The sequence below is a fragment of the Mediterraneibacter hominis genome (assembly GCF_014287475.1).
GTDB lineage: Bacteria > Bacillota > Clostridia > Lachnospirales > Lachnospiraceae > Mediterraneibacter > Mediterraneibacter hominis.
Window position 1 is genome coordinate 131709 of sequence record NZ_JACOPF010000003.1, and the last position, 26793, is coordinate 158501.

Consider the following 26793-nt stretch of genomic DNA (forward strand, 5'->3'; position numbering starts at 1 on the left):
AGGCGAAGCCCGACATCCCGGAGGAATTGTTTTACAATGTGCCCTTCAGGGTATATCTTTCAGGCATCCTATAATTCCTACTAAGAGGGCCGGAAGACTTATCCCAATAAAATACATAGATAATTTCAAATAAAAGGAGGGGGCCGGAGAATTTCCTCCGGTACTAAAAAAGTATACCCTAAAGAGTATACCGCAGTACAATCCCTTCGGGATGGCGGGCTTGGCACGATAAGGTATGAAAAAGAATTTATGTAAAAAGGCTATTTCCTTTTAAAAGTTTCTATTATAACAAGAAAAATGAGATGGAGTTTTGATTAAGTATTTAAGAAAGTATGTAGGAACATTGAAAATCTTATTAATAAGAATATTAAGAAATTTATAATATTTTTGAACGGCAGACCTTAAAAAATATTTCATATCATGTATACTGTAAGGGAGGTGATGAAAATGTATAATATTTTAGTATGTGATGATGATAAAGAAATCGTAGAAGCGATTGAGATATATTTAACCCAGGAAGGGTATCACATCTTGAAAGCGTATGATGGAATAGAAGCACTTGCTATATTGGAGAAAGAAGAGGTAAACCTTCTTATTCTGGATGTGATGATGCCAAGACTTGACGGAATCAGGGCGACTTTGAAGATAAGGGAGAACAACAGTATTCCGATTATCATTCTATCTGCTAAATCGGAAGATGCAGATAAAATACTGGGGCTGAATATCGGGGCGGATGATTATGTGACGAAGCCGTTTAATCCTTTAGAACTGATGGCAAGAGTGAAGTCTCAGCTTCGCCGTTATAATCAGCTCGGAGGAAACAGTAAAAAGGATGACGATAAAGTTTATGAAGCAGGCGGTTTAAAGATCAATGACGATCTAAAGGAAGTCACTGTAGACGGAGAAGCGGTGAAGCTGACTCCGATAGAATACAATATTTTACTGTTATTAATGAAAAATCAGGGCAGAGTTTTTTCTATTAATCAGATTTACGAATCTATCTGGAATGAGGATGCGATTGGAGCAGATAATACAGTTGCTGTGCATATACGGCATATAAGAGAAAAAATTGAAATCAATCCAAAAGAACCTAGATATCTGAAGGTGGTCTGGGGAGTTGGTTATAAGATAGAAAAGCTGTAAGTAAGCCCCTGGAAAGGAGTATTATGAATAAATGGTATAGAAAACCAGTTACAAAAGCGATATTGGTTGTACTGGCAATTTTGTCGGCTGCTTCTACGGTGATGAATGTACTTGTAATAAGTGCATTTTCAGGGAATATATTTCAACACAATTTTTGGGAGTCCACGAAGCTGCCTTACGAAGAGTCTGCTGATTTTCATGCAGCGGTAGAAAATGCAATGTATACGGTGCTTGAACAGCAGCATTGGAGGAAAACTCTGGAAACAGACGGAAAATATGATGAAAATAAGCTGGTAGATATTATAGAGTACGGGGAAAAAGGCACTGTTTCAGGAGAAAATACCTCCGGACTTGTGTATCGGCTTGGCGATCTAGACCATTGGGGAGAAATCTTTGATTCGGGCGAAGATTTATATACAAATACAGGAGTTATCGTATGTGAAAACCTGGATGGAACCTACCATTATTACTATCAGGAAGCATTTTTTAACATGCTTGAGGAAGGAACTCTTTCAATAGAGATAGATGAAAAAAATAGGAATGATTTCCTGGACGCACTGAAAAATGGATATTATACATCTTCTGGTTACAATAACTATGGCGTGAAGGTGGAAAATAAAGAAGGGGAAACAGTATACACAGACTGTTGGAATTTCGGCGCTTCTTTAAAAGAGGAATATGCGCCGGAAGGAGCAGAAAATCTTCTTGAGGTAGTGAATAGCGTTCCAGAGTTGAACGGGAAATTGTTTGATATTTATCAATATTTGGATATGGCAATCTATAGTCTGCACAATGCTGCACTCCTATATCAGGACGGCGCAGAGACTTATGGAGAGGGGAATACAAATTTTACTTATATTTATACAGACCTGGATTCAAAACAGATATATACAAATAAAGCAGAATACCAGGATTTTGACAAAGCAGAAGAAAATATCAATCAGATGATTGCAGATAAAAATGACAAATATATCATTGTATTTCCAAAACTTGCAGATTTTAAAACAAATATGGATATTGCTGCGGGTACCTACAAGGATATGGTAAACAATTATATAGGCGGGGCGAGTGAAAATATTGTCTTTGCAGCTTGTGTAGATACAGATTTTCCTGTTCAGGATATATTTTATACGTCAAAAGAAACCTACGATACAAATCTTCCTTATCTGCGAAACAGCGCACTTGCGGGAATAGCATCCACATTTTTGTGTTTCATTTTGATTATCTGGCTGACTTTGGTTACTGGGAGAAGGGCGGAAGATGAGGAGATTCATCTGAATGGATTTGACAGATGGAAAACAGAGATTGCGGCAGCTCTTATTATTGGAATCTGGCTTGGATTTACTGCATTTTTAAGCATGAATTGGACAGGTGTTACTACGGGATATAATGCAACATACCTTTATGATGCAATGCAGTATGTATATTTTGGCGGGCTTTCTACAACGTATATAAGCGTAATGGATATGATTGTTCTGTGTATTTACGGTCTTTTTACGGGTGTTTGTTTTTTTGCAGGATACTTAAGCCTAGTCAAGAGAATAAAGGCGGGAACCCTTTGGAAAAACAGCCTGCTCTGTGCAGTCGGAAGTTTTGCCGGGGTGACCTGGAGAAACCGGACTGTTGTATTTCAAGGAATTGTCGCGTTAATCGGGCTCTTTGTTATTCATTGGATGTGTCTGGTAACAGGATGGCATATAATATGTGTGATACCGGCAATTCTTGCGGACATAGGAGTTGTTTATGCCGTGATAAGCAATGCGATTGCTAAAAATAGAATAAAAAAAGGGATTGAACAGATTGCTTCCGGGGATTTGAATTATCAGATAGAATTGAAGGGATTAAAAGGGACAAATCTGGAAATTGCAGAAAAGGTGAATAATATTGGAAATGGATTAAATCGCGCAGTAGAAGAAAACATGAAGAGTGAACGACTAAAGACGGATTTAATTACAAATGTTTCCCATGATATTAAAACCCCGCTTACTTCTATTATCAATTATGTGGATCTTTTAAAGAGAGAAAATCTGCAGGATGAAAAAATCCAGGGATACCTTGCAATACTTGAAGCAAAGGCGCAGCGATTAAAGACACTGACAGAGGACGTTGTGGAGGCATCAAAGGTCAGCAGCGGGAATATTAAGCTGGAATTGATGAATGTAAATCTCGTGGAGATGATTCAGCAGACAGAAGGTGAGTTTGAGGAGAAATTTTCTGCCCGGGATTTATCGGTTATTACCAGCCTGCCTAAGCAGGCGGCAATCATATATGTTGACGGCAGAAGACTGTGGAGAGTATTAGAGAATATATATGGAAATGCAGCGAAATATGCAATGCCGGGGACAAGAGTGTATGCAGACTTGAAGGTAGAAGATGAAACAGTGCGTTTTTCGTTGAAAAATATTTCTGAACAGCAGTTGAATATATCGGCGGATGAACTGACGGAACGGTTCATACGGGGAGATATATCGCGAAGTACAGAAGGCAGTGGATTGGGACTGTCGATTGCCCAAAGCCTGATGAAGATGCAAGGAGGAGAGATGAAGCTATACCTGGATGGAGATTTGTTCAAGGTAGAGCTAGAATTCCCAAGAGTGAAAGAGAAGTAGAAAAAATGGTAAGTGAAACAGAATCCCGCCGGTGCTTGGAGATAAGTACCGGCGGGATTCTGTTTTGTTGGATAATCCATAAGATTGACTTGATCGTCTATCCATCTCAAAAAATAAATATGGTATCGTAAAATCAACAATAGATATAAAAAACGTGTGATAAATACAAAATCCAAAGGAGGGGTATTGTGAATACAGAAGAATTAAAAAAAGTGGCAGAAAAACTAAGACTGGCTGCGGTAGAGATGGTCTACAAAGGAGGCGACGGACACCCGGGACCAGCCTTATCTATTGCGGATATTGTTACGGTATTGTATTTTGATGAGATGAATATCCGACCGGAAGAACCGGATTGGGAGGATAGAGATCGGTTTATTCTTTCAAAAGGACATGCGTGTCCTATTTATTATGCGGCGCTTTCAGAGAGAGGGTATTTTGGAGAACAAATCGAAGACTTCCATTTGCGTGCGTTGGGAAGTAAATTCCAGGGGCACCCGGTTATGAATAAAACAAAAGGTGTAGACATGACCTCTGGTTCTCTGGGAAATGGAATCGCGATCGGAGTTGGTATGGCGATTGCAGGAAAGCATGAAGGAAAAAACTACAATGTATTTGTTATTACCGGAGATGGAGAACTGCAGGAAGGGATCTGCTGGGAGGGGATCAATGCGGCGGCAGCACACCATTTAGACAACCTGATTGTTTTTGCCGATCGCAATGGCTGGCAGAGCGGCGGCAGTATAGAAGACACAATCGGTTCCAACAATATCAAGGAACGATTTGAAAGCTTTGGATGGTATGCACAAGAAATTGACGGACATGATATAGATGCAATCAAAGGTGCTATATCTGCGGCGAAGGAAGAAAAAGGACGTCCAAGTGTGATTGTATGTGACTGTGTTAAAGGAAAGGGCGTACCCTATATGGAAAATGATAATACATGGCATAAAGGGGTTCCGACAAAAGAACAGATGGAAATAGCGGAAAAGGTATTAGGGGGTGCAAAATAATGGCAGAGTTTAAAGGAACAAGAGAAGCGTTTGCGCAGGCAATAATGGATCTTGCAAAGAAAGATAAGAAAGTCATGTTTGTTTCACCGGATTCTTTGAAAGCGATGCGTGCAACGAAATTTGCAGAAGTATATCCAGAGAATTATGTAGAAGTAGGAATTGCTGAACAAGCGGCAGTAGATACCGCGGCAGGATTGGCAGCGGCAGGCATGGTTCCTTTTGTAGCGACATATGCGGGATTTTTGACAATGAGGGCGTGTGAACAGATGCGTACATTTGTAGCATACCCGAACTTAAATGTAAAATTTGTCGGAATCAATGCAGGATTATTAGGAGGAGAACGGGAAGGTGTTACACATCAGTTTTATGAGGATGTAGGGATCTTGTCAACCATTCCCAATTATACGATTTTCACTCCGGCGGACGGAAACCAGGCATACCATGCGGTAAAAGCTGCTTATGAGACGGAAGGGCCGGTTTATGTCAGGGCAGGAAGCGGAAGAGAGGCAGATGTATATGAGAAGGACACACCATTTTCTAAAGAGGGAATCACAATTTGGAGAGACTATGGAAATGATGTCCTTCTGCTTTCCAGTGGTTTTGTTCTGGAGCGTGTTTTAAAAGCGGCAGATATATTAAAAACAGCAGGTATCTGTGCGACAGCAGCAGACATTAATATTTTATATGGAAAGAATAATGCAAAAATTATAGAGGCGGTTCAAAAAGCAAAGACGATTGTAACAGTAGAGGATCACAATATCAACGGCGGGCTGGGTTCCTATATTAATGGTCTTGTTACGGAATATGCGCCTAAATATGTAAATAGGATTGGTCTAACTACATTTGGCGAATCAGGACCCGCGAAAGAACTCGCAGATTACTATGGACTGAGTCCGGAAAAAATTGCAGATAGAGCGAGAGAGGCTGTAAATAGAAAATAGATCTGGAAAAATCAGATAATTGTAAAAAGGAGAGAAAATAATATGAGTAAAATTGTAGTAAGCGTCATAGGCGCAGGCGGCAAAATGGGGACAAGGACAAGTAATAATCTGGCAAAGAAGCCGGAAGACTTTGAACTTTTATTGGTGGAAGCATCGGAAGCCGGAATCAAAAGCATTAAAGACAGAGGATTTGAACCGGCACCGGTAGAAGAAGCGCTGGCAAAATCAGACGTAGTTGTATTTGCGGTGCCGGACACTTTGATAGGAAAACTTTCGGCTGTATATGTGCCGCAGTTAAAACCAGGCACAGGATTTATTATTCTGGATCCGGCAGCGGCAGTGGCGAAAGAACTGACGCTTAGGGATGACTGTACATTCGCCGTAGCACATCCATGCCATCCATCGTATTTCCTGGATCAGGATACTTACGAGGCTCGTCAGGACAGATTCGGCGGATGCGGCGGAAAACAAGATATTGTTATGTCTAAAATCCAGGGAGAAGATGCTCGATTTACACAATGCGTGGAAGTGGCAAAGCAGATGTACGCGCCAGTAGAGCATGCATATGTAATGTCCTCTGAACAAATTGCATTTCTGGAACCAACTCTTGTGGAATTGCTGGGGGCTACTTGCCTGTATGCGATGGCGGAGACGGTGGATGAGGCAGAGAGACGAGGAATTGAAAGAGAGGCGGCGGTATCTTTCTTGACAGGGCATATTTACAACTTGTCTGCAAATTTCTTGGGATATATTCCAGGAAAACCTCCGGTATCGGATGCATGTAAGGTGGCGATCAATTTAGGAAATCGCCTTGTGATGCGAGAGGACTGGAAGAAAATATGGGATGATGAGGTGTTAAATAAAGTGATTGCAACAATGCTTCATCCGGATAAGCCACAGATTTAATTTGTATAACAGGAGGCAGACAGGAAAATGAAAATCGTAGTTTTAGATGGTTATACTTTAAATCCGGGAGATATTACCTGGGAAAGAATAAAACAGTTGGGGGAGTGTACGGTGTATGACCGTACATCCCTTACAGATCTGCAGGAAGTAATAGACAGAATCGGGGAAGCGGAAATCGTATTTACAAACAAAACACCGCTGCCGGCGAAGGTACTGGAACGATGTCCGCAGATAAAATATATTGGAGTTTTGGCGACAGGCTATAATGTAGTTGATGTAAAAAGAGCAAACGAGCAGGGAATTGTGGTTACCAATATTCCATCCTATGGAACTGCTGCGGTTGGGCAATTTGCCATAGCACTGCTTTTAGAAATCTGCCATCATATTGGATACCATGACAAAGCAGTGCATGCCGGAAAATGGGAAGAAAATCCGGATTGGTGTTTTTGGGATTATCCGTTAATCGAACTTGCCGGAAAGACAATGGGAATTATAGGATATGGGCGAATTGGACAGGCGACAGGACGTATTGCGCAGGCATTGGGAATGACAGTACTTGCTTATGACGCATACCCCAATAAAGAGTTAGAGAGTGAGATGTGCAGGTATGCTGATTTGGATGTGGTATTGTCTAAGTCAGATGTGGTAGCATTGCATTGCCCGCTGTTTCCTGAAACAGATGGGATGATTAACAAGGAAACGATTCAGAAAATGAAAGACGGCGTGATTATCCTAAATAATTCCAGAGGGCCGCTTATTAAAGAGCAGGATCTGGCGGATGCGTTAAATAGTGGAAAGGTAGCGGCAGCAGGGCTGGATGTAGTTTCTACAGAACCCATAAAAGGAGACAATCCACTTTTGAAGGCTAAAAATTGTATTATTACACCGCATATTTCTTGGGCTCCAAAAGAGTCCAGACAGAGATTGATGGATATTGCAGCAGAAAATTTGGAAGCGTTTTTAGGCGGAAAACCGATAAATGAGGTGAAGGGATGATCGAAGTAAAAGAATTACGGGTCAATAACCAGGTAAATCCTGTTGGGATAGGAAAAATAGAAGTGGTTGGATGGAAGCTTGTTTCCAGTGCTAGAAATGTCAGACAAAAGATGTATGAAATTCAGATAGCGGAGGATAGAAAATTCTCCTGTGTTATATATGATAGCGGAGAAGTAGAAAGCAGACAATCTGTACATATTCAGATTGAGGAAAGCGGGCTTTTCCTGCGGTCGGCAGAAATGTACTTTATACGAGTGCGCGTATCAACAGAGCAAGGAGAAAAAAGTAAGTGGAAGGAAGGCTGTTTTACAACAGCCTTTTTACATAACCAGGAATGGAAAGCTGTATTTATATCTCCGGAAAATGAAAGAGACTGGAACAAAAGTAAGGGATATTATTTAAGAAAAGAAATACAGATGGGTAAGAAAGTAAAACGCGCTTTTGCTTTTACCACGGCTTTAGGTCTGTATCATTTTTATATAAATGGGCACAGAATTGGAGAAGATGAATTTACTCCGGGGTGGACCTCTTATCATCACCATCTTCTATACCAAAGCTATGATGTCACCAGATATATAAAAGAGGGGGCGAATATGCTTGGCGCGCATATAGGTGCCGGATGGTACAAAGGCGATATGGGATCGGCAAGGACAAGAAACCATTATGGAAAACAAAGCGCCTTTTTGTGCCAGATAGAAGTTTTGTATGAAGATGGAGAGAGGGTTTCCTTTTGTACAGATACTTCGTGGGAGAGTACAGAAAGCCCGATTTTATATTCGGAGATCTATGACGGAGAGATTTATGACGCGCGTAAGGAGATAGATGGATGGAATGAAGCAGGAAACAAAAATGGAGAATGGGAACCAGTAGAAAAAGTAGTGTTTCCAATAGAAGCGTTGAGAGCGCAAAGTGGATGCAAGGTAAAAAAAATGAAAAAGGTACCGGCAAAGCGAATCTTTCAGACTCCACAGGGAGACTGGGTGGTAGATTTTGGGCAGAACCTGGCAGGCTGGATCGAATTTCAGGCAGAAGGAAGCTGTGGAGATAAGGTAGAATTAAATTGCTTTGAGGTATTAGATAAAGATGGAAATGTGTATCTGGACAATCTGCGTACGGCTAAAGCGACAGTGACCTATATTTGCAAAGGAGGCAAAACTGTCTTCCAACCAAATTTTTCTTTCCAGGGATTTCAGTATGCGAAAATAGCTTCTTATCCAGGTATCCCGCAGATTAGTAATTTTACAGCATATGTACTGTATTCAGATATGCAGAGGACAGGAGAATTTTGTTGTTCAAATAAAGATTTGAACCAGCTTCACCATAATATTCTATGGGGAATGAGGAGTAATTTTCTGGATGTTCCAACAGATTGCCCACAGAGAGACGAACGTCTGGGATGGACGGGAGACGCGCAGATATTTTGCAGGGCGGCTTCTTATCTCATGGATACAGATACATTTTTCAGAAAATGGCTTATAGATGTGGCAGCGGAACAGACGCAAGAGGGAGGAATACCACATGTAGTACCGGATGTATGGTCCGGGAAAAATGTAAAGGGGAAAATTTTTGAGCGAGGGACACATTCCGCTGCGGCCTGGGCAGATGCAGTGGTAATTATACCGTGGACATTGTATTTGATGTATGGAGACAAGAGAGTCATTGAACAACAGTACAGCAGTATGAAATCGTGGATTGACTTTATGGGCGCGCATGCAAAGGACTGTATGTGGGAATACCGGATGCAGTTTGGCGACTGGGTCGCTCTGGATGCAAAGGAAGGCAGCTATTACGGGGCAACACCTCTAGAGCTTACCAATATGGCATATTATGCGTATTCTACAGAATTATTTTCCAGGATGGCACATGTGACAGGAAATGAAGAAGATGCGCAGGAATACGGAGAACTGCATAAGAAAATCAAGGATGCCTATAGGAGACATTTTTTTACATCTGAAGGGAGACTTAACGTTCAGACACAGACGGCACAGATAGTTTCACTGTTTTTTCATCTTGTGCCAGAAGAATTCAAACAGAATGTAGTGGATGATTTGCTCCATTTACTGAAGGAGAGAGATGGCCATCTGGTTACAGGGTTTGTGGGTACACCTTATTTTTGCCAGGTCTTAAGTGACAATGGACATGCAAAAGAGGCATATGAACTTCTCTTAAAGGAAGATTTCCCAAGCTGGCTGTATCAGGTAAAGCAGGGGGCAACGACGGTATGGGAACATTGGGATGGTAAAAAGCCTGACGGCAGTATGTGGAGTCCTGCCATGAATTCTTTCAACCACTATGCATACGGCGCGGTCGGAGAATGGCTGTATAGAGGGATTTTAGGGATTGAATGTTCAGAACAAGAACCAGGATTCCAACGTATTTTGCTAAAACCGCATATTGGAGGCGGATTAGAATATGCAGAAGGGTCCTATGAAAGTATATATGGAAGGATTGTATCCCGATGGGAGCGAAAGAAAGAAAGGGTAAAATTCTACATGGAAATTCCAGATAATACAACGGCAGAAATATGGCTATATAATGCTGTTTCGATAGAATATACCGGAGGGATAAACTTTGAAAAGATAAAGGTCGGCATTGAAAAAGGATATAGGGCGGAAACAGGTTCTGGAAGCTATGAGATACAGTTTTCTCTTTGATTGGATATTCAATATGAAATGTCGGATTGTCCATGTGCATGAAAAGATAGGAATGGTAACATGAATATAACAAATAAATCTGAAACGGATGATAAGGAGGAGTAGTATGAAAAAAAGAGTGATGGCTGCATTTTTAAGTGTCCTTATGATAACTGGACTCATAGCCGGCTGCGGTAGCAAAGAAAACGGAAAAACTGAAGGAAAGGGGGAAGAAAGTAAAGAATTGTCCCTTTTGGTAGATACTACCAATGCCGCAAATGAAGGCTTTATGGCAATCGTGGATTTGGCAGAAAAAGAATTGGGAATGAAAATTAATGTGGAAACCAGACCAACAAGTACGGAAGGAGATAATGTTGTAAAGACAAGATTAGCATCAGGAGATATGGCGGATTTATGTGTCTATAATTCAGGAGCACTTTTAAATTCATTAAATCCATCAGAATATTTTATTGATCTTTCTGAACAAGGGTTTATGGAAAGGGTAGATGATTCTTACAAACAGGCTGTATCTGTAGACAACGCGGTATATGGAATTCCATTTGCGACATCTAGGGGAGAGGCAGTTCTGTATAATAAAGAAATGTACGAAAAATATAATCTTGAAATTCCCAAAACATGGGAAGAATTTCTTTCTAACTGTGAGGTTTTAAAAGAAGCAGGAGAAACAGCGGTTCTTGGCAGTTTTGCAGATTCTTGGACAGCGCAGATTGTATTTTTGGGAGATGCCTATAATTTAATGACTGCAGTATCGGATTTTCCAGAAAAATTTGATGCAGGAGAAATGAAATGGGCTACAACGCCAGAAGGACTCAGGAGTTTTGAAAAACTAGAAGATACAACTCCATATTATAATGAGGATTATCTTTCAATGACATATGATGAAGGCTGCGATGTGATGGTGAATGGCGGAGCAGGACACTGGTTTATTATGTCTAATGCGCTTTCGGCCATGTATAGTCTTTATGAAGATATGGATATGGTAAATAATCTTGGAATGTTCGCTATTCCGGGGGATGATGCATCAGTAAATGGAATTACGATGTGGTACCCGGTTGCGATTTATGGAAACAAAAACAGTGAAAACCAAGATGCAATATTAGAATTTATGGAATTTTATATTTCTGAAGCAGCATTGGACGCATATTGTGAGGCAACATTGCCAGATGGACCGTTTTGTGTAAAAGACTATGAGATTCCTGTGGAATCTTATGCGGCAGTTGCAGATATTCAGTCTTATATAGATGCAGGAAACTATGAACCGGCTTTAGAATATATCAGCCAGGTAAAAGGAGCTGACTGCCCGGCAATCTGCCAGGAACTTGCTTCAGGACAGACAACAGCAGCAGAAGCAGCACAAAAATATGATGAAGATTGTGCAAAAGCGGCGACACAGTTAGGATTAGAGTGGTAATACACAAAAGGAATGGAGGCAGCAGGTATGAATCGCAGGAGGATATACTCAAATTGGTTTATGGTGCCGGCTATGGCGATTTTTACAGTATTTTTTCTGATACCGACGGTAATTTCTCTGTTTTTCAGTTTAACGGTATGGAATTTTGACAGCTTTACTTTTTGCGGACTAGACAATTTTAAGACATTCTTTTCAGATGAATCTTTGTATAGTTCTATAATAAATACAATGATTTATGCGATTCTTACCTGCGTACTGAAATTAGTGCTTGCATTTTTCCTTGCTGTTTTCCTGACGAGCAAGATCAAGACAAAAAATTTTTTAAGATCCGTTGTATTTTTTCCGAATTTAATTAGTACTGTAGCGGTTGGTATCACATTTTCGGCTTTAATGCATCCAACAAAAGGACTTATCAACCAAGTCATTACAACCTTTGGCGGAACATCTGTAGACTGGCTGGGAAATACAGATATAGCACTATACTCCGTAATTCTGACGGATGTCTGGAAAGGAGTTGGTGTTGCTACGGTTATCTTTATTGCAGGAATGCAGTCTATTGACAAAACTTTTTATGAGGCGGCAGCTATAGACGGGGCTTCGGCATGGCAGAGGTTAAAAGCCATTACCGTACCGCTTAGCAGGCCTGCAATGAATTCGGTTATCATACTTTCCTTTATAGGAGGACTACGTACCTTTGACTTAATCTGGGCAATGACCGGAGGCGGTCCGGGATATGCGACAGAAGTTATGGCTTCGACAGTCTATAAGCAATATGCAGCAGGATATTATGGATTGTCAACAGCGGGCAATGTCATTATGTTCGCATTAATTGCTCTTATGGCATTTCCACTTCAAAAATTTCTGCTCAGTAAGGAGGTGGATTAGCCATGAAAAAGAGACGGTTTTGGTATTTATTCGGAGATATTATTGGACTGTTTATAGCGTTTATTATTTTTATTGTTCCGTTTATATTCATGCTTGTAAATTCATTGAAGGAACGAAAAGACGCAAATCTTCTAAGTATAAGCTGGCCTGACGCATTGCGGTGGGAAAACTTTATAGAGGTATTTCAGGCAAATGACTATCAGATAGTGACAGCATTTAAAAACAGCTTTATATTGGTAATTGGCTCTGTAATTCTTCTTATTATTACTGGCTCTATGTGTGGGTATATTATACAGAGAAGAAGCGATAAGGTAACAGGAGTTGTCAATGCTTTAATAATGACAGGGCTGATGGTTCCGGCAGCAATACTTCCGACGATTTGGGTTTTACAGAGAATTTATCTGTATAAGACGATAACAGGAATGATTCTGATTGAAGTTGCATTGAACCTTCCATTTACAATTATGCTATATAGAGGATTTATGAATTCTATTCCGTTAGAATTAGAAGAAGCGGGGTACATAGATGGGTGTTCCAGATGGAAATTATATTCTAAAATTATTTTTCCTCTGCTGAAACCTGTAACTTCCACCGTGATTGTAATAAAAGCAGTAACGGTATTTAATGATTTTACAAATCCACTGTATTTTCTGCCGGGCTCTGAAAATGCGACCGTACAGTTGACCCTATATAACTTTATGGGACAATTCGAAAGTTCTTATAATTTATTATTTGCTGATGTAATTTTGATTACGATACCTATGTTAATCCTATTTATTTTCTTTAACAAGAGAATTGTAGACGGTATGGTAGCAGGGGCAGTGAAAGGATAGAGAAAAAAATAAGGATGCTTCAAATTTATCTGGTATAATTTGGAGCATCCGTTTTATGCATTATTATTCAGGATTATGATATAATACGTAAATTAGATTAGTGTGTGGTGAGGTACTTAGAAATTATGAAATTCCAAAAGAAAATAATTATAGTCTATATGATATTTTCTATTATAGTTACAGGAATTTTTGGAATTATTTATTATATTATGAATGTAAAGCAGTACAGGGCAAGAGAATATGACAGTATTCGTACGGTTTCTAATGTAAAGATGGAAAAGATGGAGGATACATTGGAGGGAATGTCTTCTGTCATTACATATTTCCTATCTGATGTAACTATATTGGATGCTTTACAGGAGTTTGCTACCTTAGATACAGAAAGTTATGAGGAGTTATACTATAACGAGGCAGTGAGTACAATCAGGATAAAACTTTCTACTTATTATTTGATAGATGAATATTATCGGGTCGTTGTATTTAATAAAAAAGGCAACGTAATATCCAACACAAATTATGCCGGTACAGCATTGGACGAAACGGTGTCATATAGTGATTATCCATGGAAAAATAAAGTGAATTATCGCGGAGGAAACAATGTAATTCTGGGACTTCACGAAGATGACTGGGGACAAAAGGAAGGAATTGAGGTTCTGTCAGTAGTGAAAGAAATTCAGGGGATGGATATGGGATATGTAGAAGTCCAGCAGGATAAAGAAACATTGGATAAGATGTTTGAGGATGAGGAAGAAAATATAAAATATTTATTTATGACACAAAACGGAGAGCTTTTATATACAAACGATGATTCTTTGGATGCAAAGTATTTTTATACACAGATGCGAAATGTAGAAGGAGATATTAAAGAGATAGAAAGCGAACAGGGAGAAAATATGTTGTGTCTGAGAAAGGAATCTGATACACAGGATATGCTCCTTTTAACACTTACAGATACAAACGTAAATAGCAGGGCTATGAAAGAAGCCCTCCCTGTCAGCCTGGTCATCCTGATAGGAGCCCTTACTATTTCATTGGGGTATGTCTATCTGACTTCCCGTCAGCTTACCCGTCCTATCCGTCAGCTTCAGCATTTTATGGAGACAACGCGTCTGGACAATATGAATGCAGAGATACCGGAGAAGATTTCTAACGATGAAATTGAAGCTTTGTATGTTTCTTACCGAGACGTGCTGGAACGTCTGAACCAGTCTATGCTTAATGAAAAGAGAATGTCCCTTTTACAGCTCCAGGCACAGTTTGACTTACTCCAGGCACAGGTGAACCCGCATTTTATTTACAATGTATTAAATGTTATATCTAATCGCGGCATGCTTTCAGACGATGAGGTTATCTGTGACATTTGCGGCGAGCTGGCAGGTATGCTGCGGTATGCTACGAACACGAAAGAAAAATATGCGTCTGTCAGAGAAGAAATCCAGTATATGGAGCAGTATTTGCATTTATTAAAATACCGGTATGACTATAAACTTCAGTATTCTATTCATATTGCCCAAGATCTCTATGAGGAGATGCTGCCCAAAATCGTATTGCAGCAAATCGTCGAAAATGCAGTTGTACATGGTTACGAAAAAATGCAGGATCGAATGGAGATCGAGGTGACAGGCGGTAGAAATGATACAGGATGGTATTTGAAGATACATGATTCCGGATGTGGAATTACTTCTGATAAGAAAAAAGAATTGGATGCAGCTATCGCTTCTGTACGGAAAAAACTTACAAAGGACAGAAGCAATGTAGAACTGGAAATTGGAGGTATGGGACTGATAAATATATATGCGCGGCTGTATCTTTTGTATAATGAAAATCTGATATTTTCTATTTCATCACAGGGTGAGGGAACCGATGTTATGATCGGTATGAAGAAGGAGGAAAAAGATGTTCAAGATACTGGTAGCAGATGATGAACCGACGGGCTTAAACCATGTATGTACGATATTAGAAAAGAAGTGTCCTCAGTATGAAATTATGGCTGTGGCGGAAAATGGCAAACAGGCTCTTGAAATGATCAGAAAGGAACGACCGGATATACTGATCACTGACATTAAAATGCCGGTGATGGATGGGATTGAGCTGATTTCCCGCGTAAAGAAAGAATTTCCGGAGGTACTTTCTGTAATTGTGAGTGGTTATTCAGAGTTTGAATATGCAAAAGAAGCAATACAGTCAGGTGTATGCGATTATCTTTTGAAACCATTGGTTCCATCAGACATGCAAAAGCTGATGGAACAACTGGAAATCAGGATAAAGACATTTTATTATACACAAAGAAATAAGATTTTACGGGCCCTCTGTAATGGAAAGCACTTGGAAGAAAAACAAAAGGTCAGCAGATATTTTCCGGCAGGGCAGTATTATGCGGCGGTATTTAGACAAAATGGGCTGCCCAGGAGATTTTCGAAAAAGAACGGAGTAGAGATTTTTTCAATGGAGGAAGAAAAAATATACATTTATGGAAGAGATGAAATGGAGTCTCTTTATTTAATTCCTCAAAAATTATTGTTTCAGGAGACATTTTTGCAGATTACAGAACGGATATTTGAAAAGGAGCAGAGACTAAAGAAAGGAGCCTATGTAACAGGAATAGCGTATGGAAAGGAATTTACGTTAGAGAACCTTCCGGAAGTGGCCGAAAGGTTATATAGAAAATTGGACGAATCTATTGTGATCGGAAAAAACAGACTGATTTGGGATACAGAGAAAAAACAGGAATCCAAGGAAGATGAACAGGAGAAGAAAGAGATAGAATATATTGAGTATTTAATCCGATATAAAGAAAGTGCAAAATTGTTAAATGAAATAAAAAAATTATTTTATTTATGGGATAAGTGTGAGTGCAGTCAGTTACATGTAGAGTCGAATATCAAATATTTGTTTCGCATGTTTCAAAATGTCTATTCTACAGAGCAGAGCTTTTCAGAAATAGAATTTTGGATTGACGACGTGTTTTATTATGCGTCTGATATGACAGAGCTGGAGGAAAATGTAACAGATTTGTTAAAACAATGTATTCCCGATTCAGGCAAAGAGAATATGGACAATAAAGAAGCACTTTTTTCCTCTATCCTTTCTTACTTAAATGCACATATCAGGGAATCTCTTTCTTTAGGCGACATTTGTAGGGAATTTGGCGTATCACAGACTTCATTAAGCCGAATGTTCAGAACGTATCAGGAGACTTCTTTTAGCAATTATCTGACAGAGATAAGGATTAATAAGGCAAAAGAGATAATGGAAAAAGCGCCGGAAAGCTATGTGAAAGATATTGCAGAGCGTTGTGGATATAGCGACCAGTTCTATTTCAGCCGGATTTTCCGTTCTGTGACTGGAATGTGCCCGAAAGAATATATGGAACAACAATTGTAAAAACTCCTTGAATTCCTTGATTTTATGTGCTACTATACAGAATGTATGGAAAGCAGGTTATTGGAAAGTTCTCCATGCAAATATTTTACGCGGCGAAAGCTGCATTATTGATTGGGTTAGGAGCCCAGATTTTATAAGTTGGTTACTTTATAACCGGTATCGCCGGTGCTGCCGGCGCTATATTCGTGGCATACGAAACTTGTGAAACGGTCAATAAGAGTAGTAAAAGTAAAAATATTTGCTATATAGACTCTACGTCCAATATCTGTTAAATCCGGCGAAATTTTAAAACGAAGAAGAGACAGGATATAAACACAGGTGAGCAGCGCGAAGCTTATTGCCTGTGTTTTTTATTGTATAGGAAACGCCGTTTCCTATACAATAAAACCCTCCGGGGGATGCACACTGCGCGCAAGTGGAAAACGGATGCTGACACAGCCACGCTTCGGCGCGGGAATGTGCAAAGCCCATTCTTTTTTAATTTTTATAGAAGATCTTGGGAGGAAAGAAGATGGCAAATTTACCTCAGACAAGTGCTCCGATTTACGAGGCATTGGAAAGATTCAGAAGGAACAGGGTCGTACCCTTTGATGTTCCGGGACATAAACATGGAAGAGGAAATCCGGAGCTAGTTGAGCTGCTTGGAGACAGATGCGTCAGTATTGACGTAAATTCTATGAAACCGTTAGATAACCTGTGTCACCCTGTTTCTGTTATAAAAGAAGCAGAGGAACTGGCAGCGGAAGCTTTTGGCGCAGAGCATGCTTTTTTGATGGTAGGAGGAACTACATCCTCCGTACAATCCATGATTTTGTCTTGCTGTAAGAAAGATGATAAAATCATTCTTCCGCGGAATGTACACAGAAGTGTAATCAATGCGATTGTTCTGTGCGGTGCAAAACCGGTGTATGTCAATCCGGAGGTAGATCAGAAGCTGGGGATTTCTCTGGGAATGAAGCTGGAGGCGGTAGAACGGGCGATTCGAGAAAACCCAGACGCGGTAGCTGTATTTGTCAACAATCCGACATATTACGGAATTTGTTCTAATTTAAAGGAAATTGTGAAAAAGGCGCATGAAAAGGAAATGAAAGTTTTGGTAGATGAGGCGCATGGAACCCACTTCTATTTTGGAAAGGCGCTGCCGGTATCGGCGATGGAAGCAGGAGCAGACATGACGTCTGTCAGCATGCATAAATCAGGCGGCAGTCTGACACAGAGCTCATTTCTCTTGACAGGAAAAGGGATGAATGCGGGATATGTCCGTCAGATTATCAACTTAACGCAGACAACAAGCGGCTCCTACTTACTTTTGTCCAGTCTGGATATATCCAGAAGAAATCTGGCTTTGCGGGGAGAAGAGGCTTTTGAGAGAGTGATCAATCTGGCCGAATATGCCAGAACAGAGATCAATCAGATTGATAATTATTATGCATTTGGAAGGGAGCTGGTAAACGGTGACAGTATTTACGACTTTGATCCTACAAAGCTTTCGATTCACACATTAGATATTGGACTTGCGGGTATAGAAGTGTATGATATTTTAAGAGATGAATATGACATTCAGATTGAGTTTGGAGATTTAGGAAATGTTCTTGCCTATCTGTCTATCGGAGACAGGAAACAGGAGGTGGAACGTCTGGTAAGTGCATTGGCAGATTTGAAACGCAGGTATCAGAAGGATAAAACAGGTATGCTTTCTCAAGAATATATTTCACCAAAGGTAGTGATGACGCCGCAGGAGTCTTTCTATGCGGAGAAGGAGTCTTTGCCGATTCGGGAGACAAAGGGACGTATATGTAATGAGTTTGTCATGTGTTATCCTCCGGGAATACCGATTCTTGCTCCGGGAGAGGAAGTGACAGACGCGATTATCGACTACATTCTCTATGCAAAAGAAAAGGGCTGTTCACTTACAGGGCCAGAAGATGAGCATATTGAACGGTTAAATGTATTGAAACGATAGAATATTGGAAATGTATAAAAGAGGATTAGAAAGATGGAAATGTGGTTTTCAGACAGGCATACGGATGGAGTAAAGCTTTCTATCCGTATCGAGGAACAGTTGTTTAGTGCACAGAGCGAATTTCAGAGGATTGATGTGCTGGACTCTAAAGAATATGGGAAAATTTTGGTAGTTGACGGGGATTTAACGCTTACGGAAAAAGATGAGTTTATTTACCACGAGATGATCACGCATGTTCCCTTTGCCGTAAATCCAGAAATAAAGGATGTGCTGGTTATGGGAGGAGGAGACGGCGGTGTTGTCAGGGAGTTGATTAAATATGAATCTGTCAGAACGATTGATGTAGTGGAAGTAGATCCATTGCTTGTAGAGGTCTGCCGAAAATATATGCCGGAGATTGCCAATAGTCTGACTGACGAGCGTGTAACGATATTCCATGAGGACGGGGTGAAATATATTCGCTCTAAAGCAGATACATATGATTTGATTATTATTGATTCACCGAACCCGTTCGGTGCAGGGGAAGGGCTTTTTACAAAGGAATTCTATGGGAATTGCTATAATGCGCTGCATGAGGACGGCATTATGATTAATCAGAATGAAAGCCCGTTTTATGAGGAAGAAGCATACCAGTGCCAGCGTATGCATAAACGAATTTTAAGTACCTTTCCGATATGTAAAGTATACCAGGCACATCTGCCATCCTATCCGTCAGGGCACTGGCTGTTTGGGTTTGCCTCAAAGGTATATCATCCTTTGAACGATTTGAAAAAGGTAGAGTGGAAGCTGCTTGGAGTGAAAACAAAATACTACGAGCCAAGACTCCATGCAGGTGTTTTTGCGCTTCCGGTTTATGTGGAGGAGTTATTAAGAGATGTGGAATAAGAATGTTGTGGATTTTATGGGATGTGACGCGGCATATGAAGAGGCAGACATTGTATTATTTGGAGCGCCGTTTGATTCGACAACTTCGTTTCGGCCCGGAACTCGGTTTGCCGGTCAGGCTATTCGGAATGATTCTTATGGACTGGAGACATACAGCCCTTATCAGGATAGGGACCTAACGGAGAAAAGAATATTTGACTGCGGAGATCTGGAGCTTTCTATTGGAAATGCACAGATGGTTCTGGAACAGATTGAGGCATGTGCAAAACAGATTTTAACAGACGGAAAACTTCCCTTTATGATAGGCGGGGAACATCTGGTTACATTGGGAAGCGTAAGAGCTGTGTCGAGAAAATATCCGGATATGCATATCATACATTTTGACGCTCATACAGACTTGCGTCAAGATTATCTCGGAGTAGAATTGTCACATGCCTGTGTGTTGAGAAGATGCTGGGAAATTCTGGGAGACGGCAGGATCCATCAGTTTGGAATCCGTTCCGGCGAAAAGGAAGAGTTCGAGTGGGCAAAGCAGGGACATACGGACTTACACCCATTTAATTTGGAAGGACTGGAACAGACAATCGAAAAGCTAAAAGGGAAACCAGTTTATTTTACAGTAGACCTGGATGTCTTGGATCCGTCTTTCTTCCCTGGAACAGGAACACCCGAGCCGGGCGGTATTGCGTTTATGAGCCTTATGCATGCAGTGACAAAGGTTTGCGGTCAGACAAATCTGGTAGGGTGTGATGTGAATGAACTTTGTCCGGGATATGATCAGAGTGGAGGTTCTACTGCTGTAGCGTGTAAAATCATACGGGAGATGTTGATTGCTTTATAGAAAATATAGAAAAAATGGAGAGGAGAAAAGAAAATGGGAAAAGTTATGGTAATTGGCTGTGGCGGTGTGGCAAGTGTTGCGATACATAAAATCTGCCAGAACAGCGAGGTATTTACAGAGCTCTGTATTGCAAGCAGAACGGTATCGAAATGTGATGCGTTGAAAGAGAAACTACAGAAAACGACAAAGACGAATATAACAACGGCACAGGTGGACGCAGATAATGTGCAGGAGCTGACAGAACTAATAAAGAAAGAAAAGCCGGAAGTTGTTTTAAATCTTGCTTTGCCATATCAGGACTTGACGATTATGGACGCATGTCTGGAGGCAGGAGTGCACTATATCGATACGGCGAATTATGAGCCGGAGGACACGGCAAAGTTTGAATATAAATGGCAGTGGGCCTATCGGGAGCGGTTTGAGCAGGCGGGGCTTACAGCATTGCTTGGAAGTGGCTTTGATCCCGGAGTGACAAGCGTTTTTTCAGCATATGCGCTGAAACATTATTTTGACGAAATTAACTATATTGATATTTTAGACTGTAATGCCGGAGATCATGGCTATCCTTTTGCGACAAATTTTAATCCAGAAATCAATATCCGTGAAGTATCTGCAAACGGTTCCTATTGGGAGAACGGCGGATGGGTAGAGACAAAACCAATGGAAATAAAAAGAGTATATAATTTTCCGGAAATAGGTGAGAAGGACATGTATCTGCTCCACCATGAGGAAATAGAATCGTTGGCATTAAATATTCCGGGAATTAAAAGAATCCGTTTCTTTATGACATTTGGCGAAAGCTACTTAAACCATCTGCGTTGTCTGGAAGATGTCGGAATGACTTCGATTGAACCGATTATGTACAATGGACAGGAGATCGTGCCGCTTCAGTTCCTGAAGGCAGTACTTCCAGATCCTTCTTCTTTAGGGCCGCGCACAAAAGGAAAGACGAACATAGGCTGCATTTTTATCGGAAAAAAAGATGGGAAAGAAAAAACGTTATATATTTATAATACATGTGACCATCAGGAGTGTTATAAAGAGGTAGGGTCCCAGGCAGTGGCATACACAACAGGAGTTCCGGCAATGATCGGCGCTATGATGGTGATGACAGGGCAGTGGAAGAAGCCGGGTGTCTACAATATGGAAGAATTTGATCCGGATCCGTTCATGGACGCGCTGAACAAATGGGGACTTCCATGGAAAATTAGTGAAAATCCAGAATTAGTAGAGTAAGATTGGAATTTAAATGGGGGGGTTATATATTAAGATAGTATCCATGTATTTCAGTTAAGAATATACATGGCTGCACAAGATACTGGAGAAAAGACATATGAAAAAGGAAGAATTAAAAAAGGAACAGCTTCGTACTCCCTGCTATATTATCCAAGAGAAAAAAATCAAAGATAATTTAGAGCAGTTAAGAGAGATACGAGAGGAGACAGGCTGTAAGATCTTATTGGCGCAGAAGGCATTTTCCATGTATTCGCTGTACCCTCTTATCGGAAGATATATCGACGGAACGACGGCAAGTGGATTATATGAGGCAAAATTAGGCTTTGAAGAGATGGGGAAGGAAAACCATATCTTTTCACCTGCATACAGGGAAGATGAGATGAAAGAGATCTTAGGATACTGCGACCATCTTGTGTTTAATTCGCCGGGACAGCTTAAAAAATTTAAACAACAAGCGATCGATGCAGGAAAAAGTATAGGCTTAAGGATCAATCCGCAGCGTTCCACGCAGGAGGGACATGCGATTTATGACCCTTGCGCGCCAGGCTCTCGGCTTGGAACTTTAATAGAACAGATAACGCCGGAAATTTTAGAGGGTGTGGAGGGGCTGCATTTCCATACATTGTGTGAACAGAATTCAGATGCTCTGAAAACAACTTTGGATGCGGTGGAAGAAAAATTTGCACCCTATTTGCAGCAAATGAAATGGATCAACTTTGGTGGCGGGCATCATATCACAAGGGAAGACTATGACAAAGAACTGCTGAAAGACTGCATCCGGCACGTACAGAACAAATATCAGGTGAAAGTATATCTGGAGCCAGGAGAGGCAATAGCGCTCAATGCAGGGATTCTGCTGACAGAAGTGTTGGAGATTGTAGAAAACAAAATATCTATAGCTATTTTAGATACATCGGCGGCATGTCATATGCCAGACGTACTGGAAATGCCCTACCGTCCTCCGCTAAAAGGTTCTGGAGATCCCAAGATAGACAAAGAGAGAAAAAGCAAACCTTATATATACCGGCTGGCAGGGCCTACCTGTCTTGCTGGTGATATCATAGGAGAGTATTGTTTTGTACAGCCTTTAAAATGTAAAGACAGGCTGGAATTTCAGGATATGGCGATTTATACGATGGTGAAAAATAATACATTTAATGGAATGAAATTGCCAGATATTATTCTAGAGAGAGAAGATGGCAGATTCGAGATGATACGCTCCTTTGGATATACGGATTTTAAAGAAAGGTTATAAATAGCAACAGCGGGGTCTTCCGGCTAACTGCCGCTATAATTGTAACAGTTCAGCCCGCGCCATTCGTAAAACCGCACTGCGTGCTTATCGTGGCTGCCGCCACCGTTTTACTCATTGATTGGCGCTTAAGCTCATACGGATGTACGCTCGCAAAAACATGCAGGCATGTTTTATGCTTCCCGCACACTGTATGGCTGAACTGTTACCTATAATTTATATAATCCAAGTGGCAGGGCTTGACAAAGGAAAGTCCAGTGTGTTAAATTTTTGTTAATATAAAAGAAAAGGCAATGATAAAGAGAGTACATTTTTTGGAATTTTACAGAGAGTCCTGGCTGGTGAGAAGGGATGAAGGAAGAAAGATGGAAGATGGCTTTTGAGCAGCGCATATGAGCCAGGGATAGGGAAAGCGTAAGAGCGCGAAAAGGAAAACAGTGTCCTGTGTGAGTGTGCGATGGGCCCGCCCATTACAGCGGCAAGTGTTCTGCACTTATAGAGGTTTTCTGCTGCGAGGCAGGAGCAAACGAGAAGTGGTACTACGGCAGCAGCCCGTCTTCTTTTTAAGAGAAGGCGGTTTTTTATATCATAGGAAAGTCCTTCGGGGGACGCACGTGCAAAGGAGAGCAATCTCTATGAGCTTATGCAGTACTTTGTAGGCACAGATTTATGAAAAGAGAAAAGGAGAGAGAAAAATGTGTGAAAAACCGAAATATTATATTACTACGGCAATTGCGTATACATCCGGAAAACCCCATATTGGGAACACGTATGAGATCGTACTTGCAGATGCGATTGCGCGTTATAAGAGAAGCCAGGGGTATGACGTGTTCTTCCAGACGGGAACAGATGAGCATGGACAGAAGATTGAAATGAAAGCGGAAGAGGCGAATGTCACACCGAAGGAATTTGTCGATGACGTTTCAGCAGAAATTAAGAGAATATGGGATCTGATGGATACCTCTTATGATAAATTTATACGTACAACCGATAAAGACCACGAGAAACAGGTGCAGAAAATATTCAGAAAGCTGTACGAGCAAGGAGATATTTATAAAGGACATTATGAGGGAATGTACTGTACTCCCTGTGAATCTTTTTTTACTGAGTCTCAGCTGGCAGACGGAAAATGTCCGGACTGCGGAAGAGAAGTGCAGCCTGCAAAAGAAGAGGCATACTTCTTTAAGATGAGTAAATATGCAGACAAGCTGATTGAGCATATCCATACACATCCAGAGTTTATACAGCCTGTATCCAGGAAAAATGAAATGATGAATAACTTTCTTCTGCCGGGACTCCAAGATCTATGTGTGTCCAGGACTTCCTTTAAATGGGGGATTCCGGTTGATTTTGATGCGAAGCATGTAGTGTATGTCTGGCTGGATGCTCTGACAAACTATATCACAGGGATTGGATATGAATGTGATGGGGAAAGTACAGAGCAGTTCCAGAAATTGTGGCCGGCTGATTTACATCTGATCGGAAAAGACATTATTCGTTTCCATACGATTTATTGGCCGATTTTTTTGATGGCACTGGGTCTGCCGCTTCCTAAACAGGTATTTGGACATCCGTGGCTTTTGCAGGGAGACGGAAAGATGAGTAAATCCAAGGGAAATGTACTGTATGCAGATGAACTGGTAGATTTCTTCGGCGTGGATGCAGTGCGTTATTTTGTGCTCCATGAGATGCCGTTTGAAAATGACGGGATTATTTCCTGGGAACTGATGGTGGAACGCATGAACTCGGATTTGGCGAATACACTGGGGAACCTGGTAAACCGTACCGTATCTATGACAAATAAATATTTCAATGGCACCGTACAGGATAAAGGGGTTTCGGAAGAAGTAGACGTGGATTTAAAACACGTGGCAGAAGATGCGCCAAAGCTGGTGGCAGCAAAAATGGATGAATTGAGAGTCGCAGATGCGATTACAGAAATATTTAATCTGTTTAAACGCTGCAATAAATATATAGATGAGACGATGCCCTGGGTTTTGGCAAAGGACGAGGCAAAAAAAGAACGTTTGGAAACAGTGCTGTGGAATCTGATTCAAAGTATTTCAGAAGGCGCAAAGCTTCTTGAACCATATATGCCGTCTACTAGCAAGAAGATTTTAGAACAGCTTGGAAATGGGAAGGTAACACAGAAACCAGAAATTCTTTTCCAGAGACTGGACATAGAGGAGGTTCTGAAAAAAGTAGAAGAATTACATCCTCCTGTAGAAGAGAAAGAAGAAAAAGCTATTGATATAGAGGCGAAACCAGAAATTACATTTGAACAGTTTGGAGCAATGCAATTCCAGGTGGGAGAGATTATCGCCTGTGAAGCAGTAAAGAAATCCAAAAAGCTGCTCTGCTCCCAGGTGAAGATCGGCAGCCAGGTAAAACAAATTGTTTCAGGAATCAAAGCATACTATACTCCAGAAGAGATGGTTGGAAAGAAAGTGATGGTTCTTGTAAACTTAAAGCCTGCAAAACTGGCGGGAGTACTGTCAGAGGGAATGCTTTTGTGCGCAGAGGATGAAAACGGCAACCTTGCCCTAATGACACCAGAAAAAGAAATGCCCGCAGGAGCAGAAATTAGCTAAATATAAATTTAACGAAGCAACAAGCAGTGCGAAAAGAACAGAAGGGCCCTGTGTCATGCTTGCATGTAAGCAGGGGGCTTTCTGCTTCTTTTCATTCGGCGACTGCCGATAGCGAAATGAAGCGAACGCCAAATTGAGCTGGCACTGCGGAAGCTGGTAAAGAATGGTACGCAAAAGGAGAAGGCAGTGCAACGCAGGTCAAGGCTTTGCTGTGGTAAATCCGATTGAATGTTTGTAACAGTGTAGAAACATATCGTCCATTGGAACTCCATGCTTCTCACTTAACAAACAGAACAATCTGTATCTACCACGCTTCGCTTAAAATTTCCTGCTTATGCACTGCCTTCTCTTTCTGCTTACGTTCTTCCCCAATTAAATTCACAATTTCAGACAGAACAGAACCGGCTTCACGTTGTTATAGACCTCCAGTTAGAAGTATCTATACTACTTCTGATTGGAAATGCAAAGCATCTCTTTCACACGTCCCTTTTGTCGCTTAAATTTTATATTTCGTCAATTAACTTTATAATTTTTTCCTTGTTGCTATATCCTGAAAACGGAAGTAATCGGGGCGATGGCGGGATTGAGTATATTCAAACTGGATTCCGTTATCGTCGAATGTCTGATTTGATATAACCGCCATGCAATTATAATCTTTTAACTTTAAATAAGTCTCATCAATCTGTGTTACTTTCTCAACTGTCAGAGTTCTCTTACTTGTGGAGATAGTAAGATTCTTAGTGTTTTCCAGGAAATCATAAATAGAACATGTTGCGATTTCTTCCGTCAGCCCATCTGTCATTTCTTTTAGAAAATAATTATGATCCAGAATAAGCGGCTCGCCGTTTAAATATCGTAGACGCTGGATATAATATAAAACAGCTCCCTGTGGAAATCCGGTTTTTTTTGCAATTTTATAGTCTGCTGTCACCTCTGAAAACTGTAAGACCTTTGTGGAAGGCATCTGGCCGTTACGCTCTGCTGATTCCTGAAATGACTCAATTCCTCCGACTGTAAAAGCAGTCTGTTCAACTGGTCGGAAAATATTGCGAACTCCTTTCCCATGCATTGGCTGCACATATCCATCTGAGGTTAATTCCAAAAGGGCTCTCCTCACAGTATTTCTTGAACAATCGTACGCTTTTACTAAAGTGTTTTCTGAAGGGAGGAGTTCTTGATAAAGATATACTTCTGTTTCAATTTTTTCCTTTAAATCTTTGTAAATATAATCATATTTTGCTTTGGGCATATTC

19 protein-coding genes are annotated in these 26793 nt (G+C 40.8%); 18 read left to right on the plus strand and 1 reads right to left on the minus strand.

The features are described from left to right. The first annotated feature begins 447 nt into the window (after positions 1 to 447). The 18 genes from H8S37_RS13610 to metG all read left to right on the plus strand — a co-directional run bounded on the left by H8S37_RS13610 (position 448) and on the right by metG (position 25540). On the plus strand, positions 448 to 1143 hold the full coding sequence (locus tag H8S37_RS13610; protein ID WP_186876610.1) for a response regulator transcription factor: 696 nt from the start codon (positions 448 to 450) through the stop codon (positions 1141 to 1143). A gap of 23 nt (positions 1144 to 1166) precedes the next feature. Beyond that, complete coding sequence (locus H8S37_RS13615; RefSeq protein WP_186876611.1) at positions 1167 to 3752, plus strand: MFS domain-containing histidine kinase; 2586 nt, start codon at positions 1167 to 1169, stop codon at positions 3750 to 3752. 188 nt (positions 3753 to 3940) lie between these two features. Beyond that, positions 3941 to 4762, plus strand: a complete 822-nt coding sequence (locus H8S37_RS13620; protein WP_186876612.1) for a transketolase — start codon at positions 3941 to 3943, stop codon at positions 4760 to 4762. Beyond that, positions 4762 to 5703 (plus strand): transketolase family protein, encoded by a 942-nt coding sequence (locus H8S37_RS13625; protein WP_186876613.1) that lies wholly within the window; start codon positions 4762 to 4764, stop codon positions 5701 to 5703. The genes H8S37_RS13620 and H8S37_RS13625 overlap by 1 nt, the downstream gene beginning before the upstream one ends. 42 nt (positions 5704 to 5745) lie before the next feature. Further along, positions 5746 to 6609, plus strand: a complete 864-nt coding sequence (locus tag H8S37_RS13630) for a phosphogluconate dehydrogenase C-terminal domain-containing protein (protein WP_186876614.1) — start codon at positions 5746 to 5748, stop codon at positions 6607 to 6609. 27 nt (positions 6610 to 6636) lie between these two features. Further along, positions 6637 to 7605: a D-2-hydroxyacid dehydrogenase gene (locus tag H8S37_RS13635; protein ID WP_186876615.1), complete on the plus strand. Its 969-nt coding sequence runs from the start codon at positions 6637 to 6639 to the stop codon at positions 7603 to 7605. Next, entirely contained in the window at positions 7602 to 10259 is a 2658-nt protein-coding gene (locus tag H8S37_RS13640) for an alpha-L-rhamnosidase (protein WP_186876616.1), read from the plus strand. Before H8S37_RS13635 ends, H8S37_RS13640 begins: the two co-directional genes overlap by 4 nt. Positions 10260 to 10365: 106 nt before the next feature. Then, complete coding sequence (locus H8S37_RS13645) at positions 10366 to 11670, plus strand: ABC transporter substrate-binding protein (protein ID WP_186876617.1); 1305 nt, start codon at positions 10366 to 10368, stop codon at positions 11668 to 11670. A 27-nt stretch (positions 11671 to 11697) separates the two neighbouring features. After that, positions 11698 to 12555 (plus strand): carbohydrate ABC transporter permease, encoded by an 858-nt coding sequence (locus H8S37_RS13650; protein WP_186876618.1) that lies wholly within the window; start codon positions 11698 to 11700, stop codon positions 12553 to 12555. A 2-nt stretch (positions 12556 to 12557) separates the two neighbouring features. After that, positions 12558 to 13388, plus strand: coding sequence for a carbohydrate ABC transporter permease (locus tag H8S37_RS13655; protein WP_186876619.1), 831 nt, complete (start codon positions 12558 to 12560; stop codon positions 13386 to 13388). A gap of 125 nt (positions 13389 to 13513) precedes the next feature. Continuing rightward, positions 13514 to 15310: a sensor histidine kinase gene (locus H8S37_RS13660; protein ID WP_186876620.1), complete on the plus strand. Its 1797-nt coding sequence runs from the start codon at positions 13514 to 13516 to the stop codon at positions 15308 to 15310. Beyond that, complete coding sequence (locus tag H8S37_RS13665) at positions 15285 to 16772, plus strand: response regulator transcription factor (RefSeq protein WP_186876621.1); 1488 nt, start codon at positions 15285 to 15287, stop codon at positions 16770 to 16772. The genes H8S37_RS13660 and H8S37_RS13665 overlap by 26 nt, the downstream gene beginning before the upstream one ends. A 511-nt stretch (positions 16773 to 17283) precedes the next feature. After that, positions 17284 to 18735 carry an aminotransferase class I/II-fold pyridoxal phosphate-dependent enzyme gene (locus H8S37_RS13670; protein WP_186876622.1) on the plus strand — a complete coding sequence of 484 codons (1452 nt, stop codon included), beginning with the start codon at positions 17284 to 17286 and terminating at the stop codon, positions 18733 to 18735. 33 nt (positions 18736 to 18768) lie between these two features. Beyond that, positions 18769 to 19620: a polyamine aminopropyltransferase gene (speE, locus tag H8S37_RS13675; protein ID WP_186876623.1), complete on the plus strand. Its 852-nt coding sequence runs from the start codon at positions 18769 to 18771 to the stop codon at positions 19618 to 19620. Next, positions 19610 to 20461 (plus strand): agmatinase, encoded by an 852-nt coding sequence (gene speB / locus H8S37_RS13680; RefSeq protein WP_186876624.1) that lies wholly within the window; start codon positions 19610 to 19612, stop codon positions 20459 to 20461. Before speE ends, speB begins: the two co-directional genes overlap by 11 nt. Positions 20462 to 20494: 33 nt before the next feature. Beyond that, positions 20495 to 21697: a saccharopine dehydrogenase family protein gene (locus tag H8S37_RS13685; RefSeq protein WP_186876625.1), complete on the plus strand. Its 1203-nt coding sequence runs from the start codon at positions 20495 to 20497 to the stop codon at positions 21695 to 21697. Between the two features lie 97 nt (positions 21698 to 21794). Further along, on the plus strand, positions 21795 to 22952 hold the full coding sequence (gene nspC, locus H8S37_RS13690; RefSeq protein ID WP_186876626.1) for a carboxynorspermidine decarboxylase: 1158 nt from the start codon (positions 21795 to 21797) through the stop codon (positions 22950 to 22952). A gap of 662 nt (positions 22953 to 23614) precedes the next feature. Beyond that, the gene (gene metG, locus H8S37_RS13695) at positions 23615 to 25540 is read left to right on the plus strand and encodes a methionine--tRNA ligase (protein ID WP_330605016.1); all 1926 of its coding nucleotides are present in this window, start codon (positions 23615 to 23617) and stop codon (positions 25538 to 25540) included. A 523-nt stretch (positions 25541 to 26063) separates the two neighbouring features. Here the strand turns inward: metG and treR are convergent. Further along, positions 26064 to 26789 (minus strand): trehalose operon repressor, encoded by a 726-nt coding sequence (treR, locus tag H8S37_RS13700; protein WP_186876628.1) that lies wholly within the window; start codon positions 26787 to 26789, stop codon positions 26064 to 26066. Between the last annotated feature and the right edge of the window lie 4 nt (positions 26790 to 26793).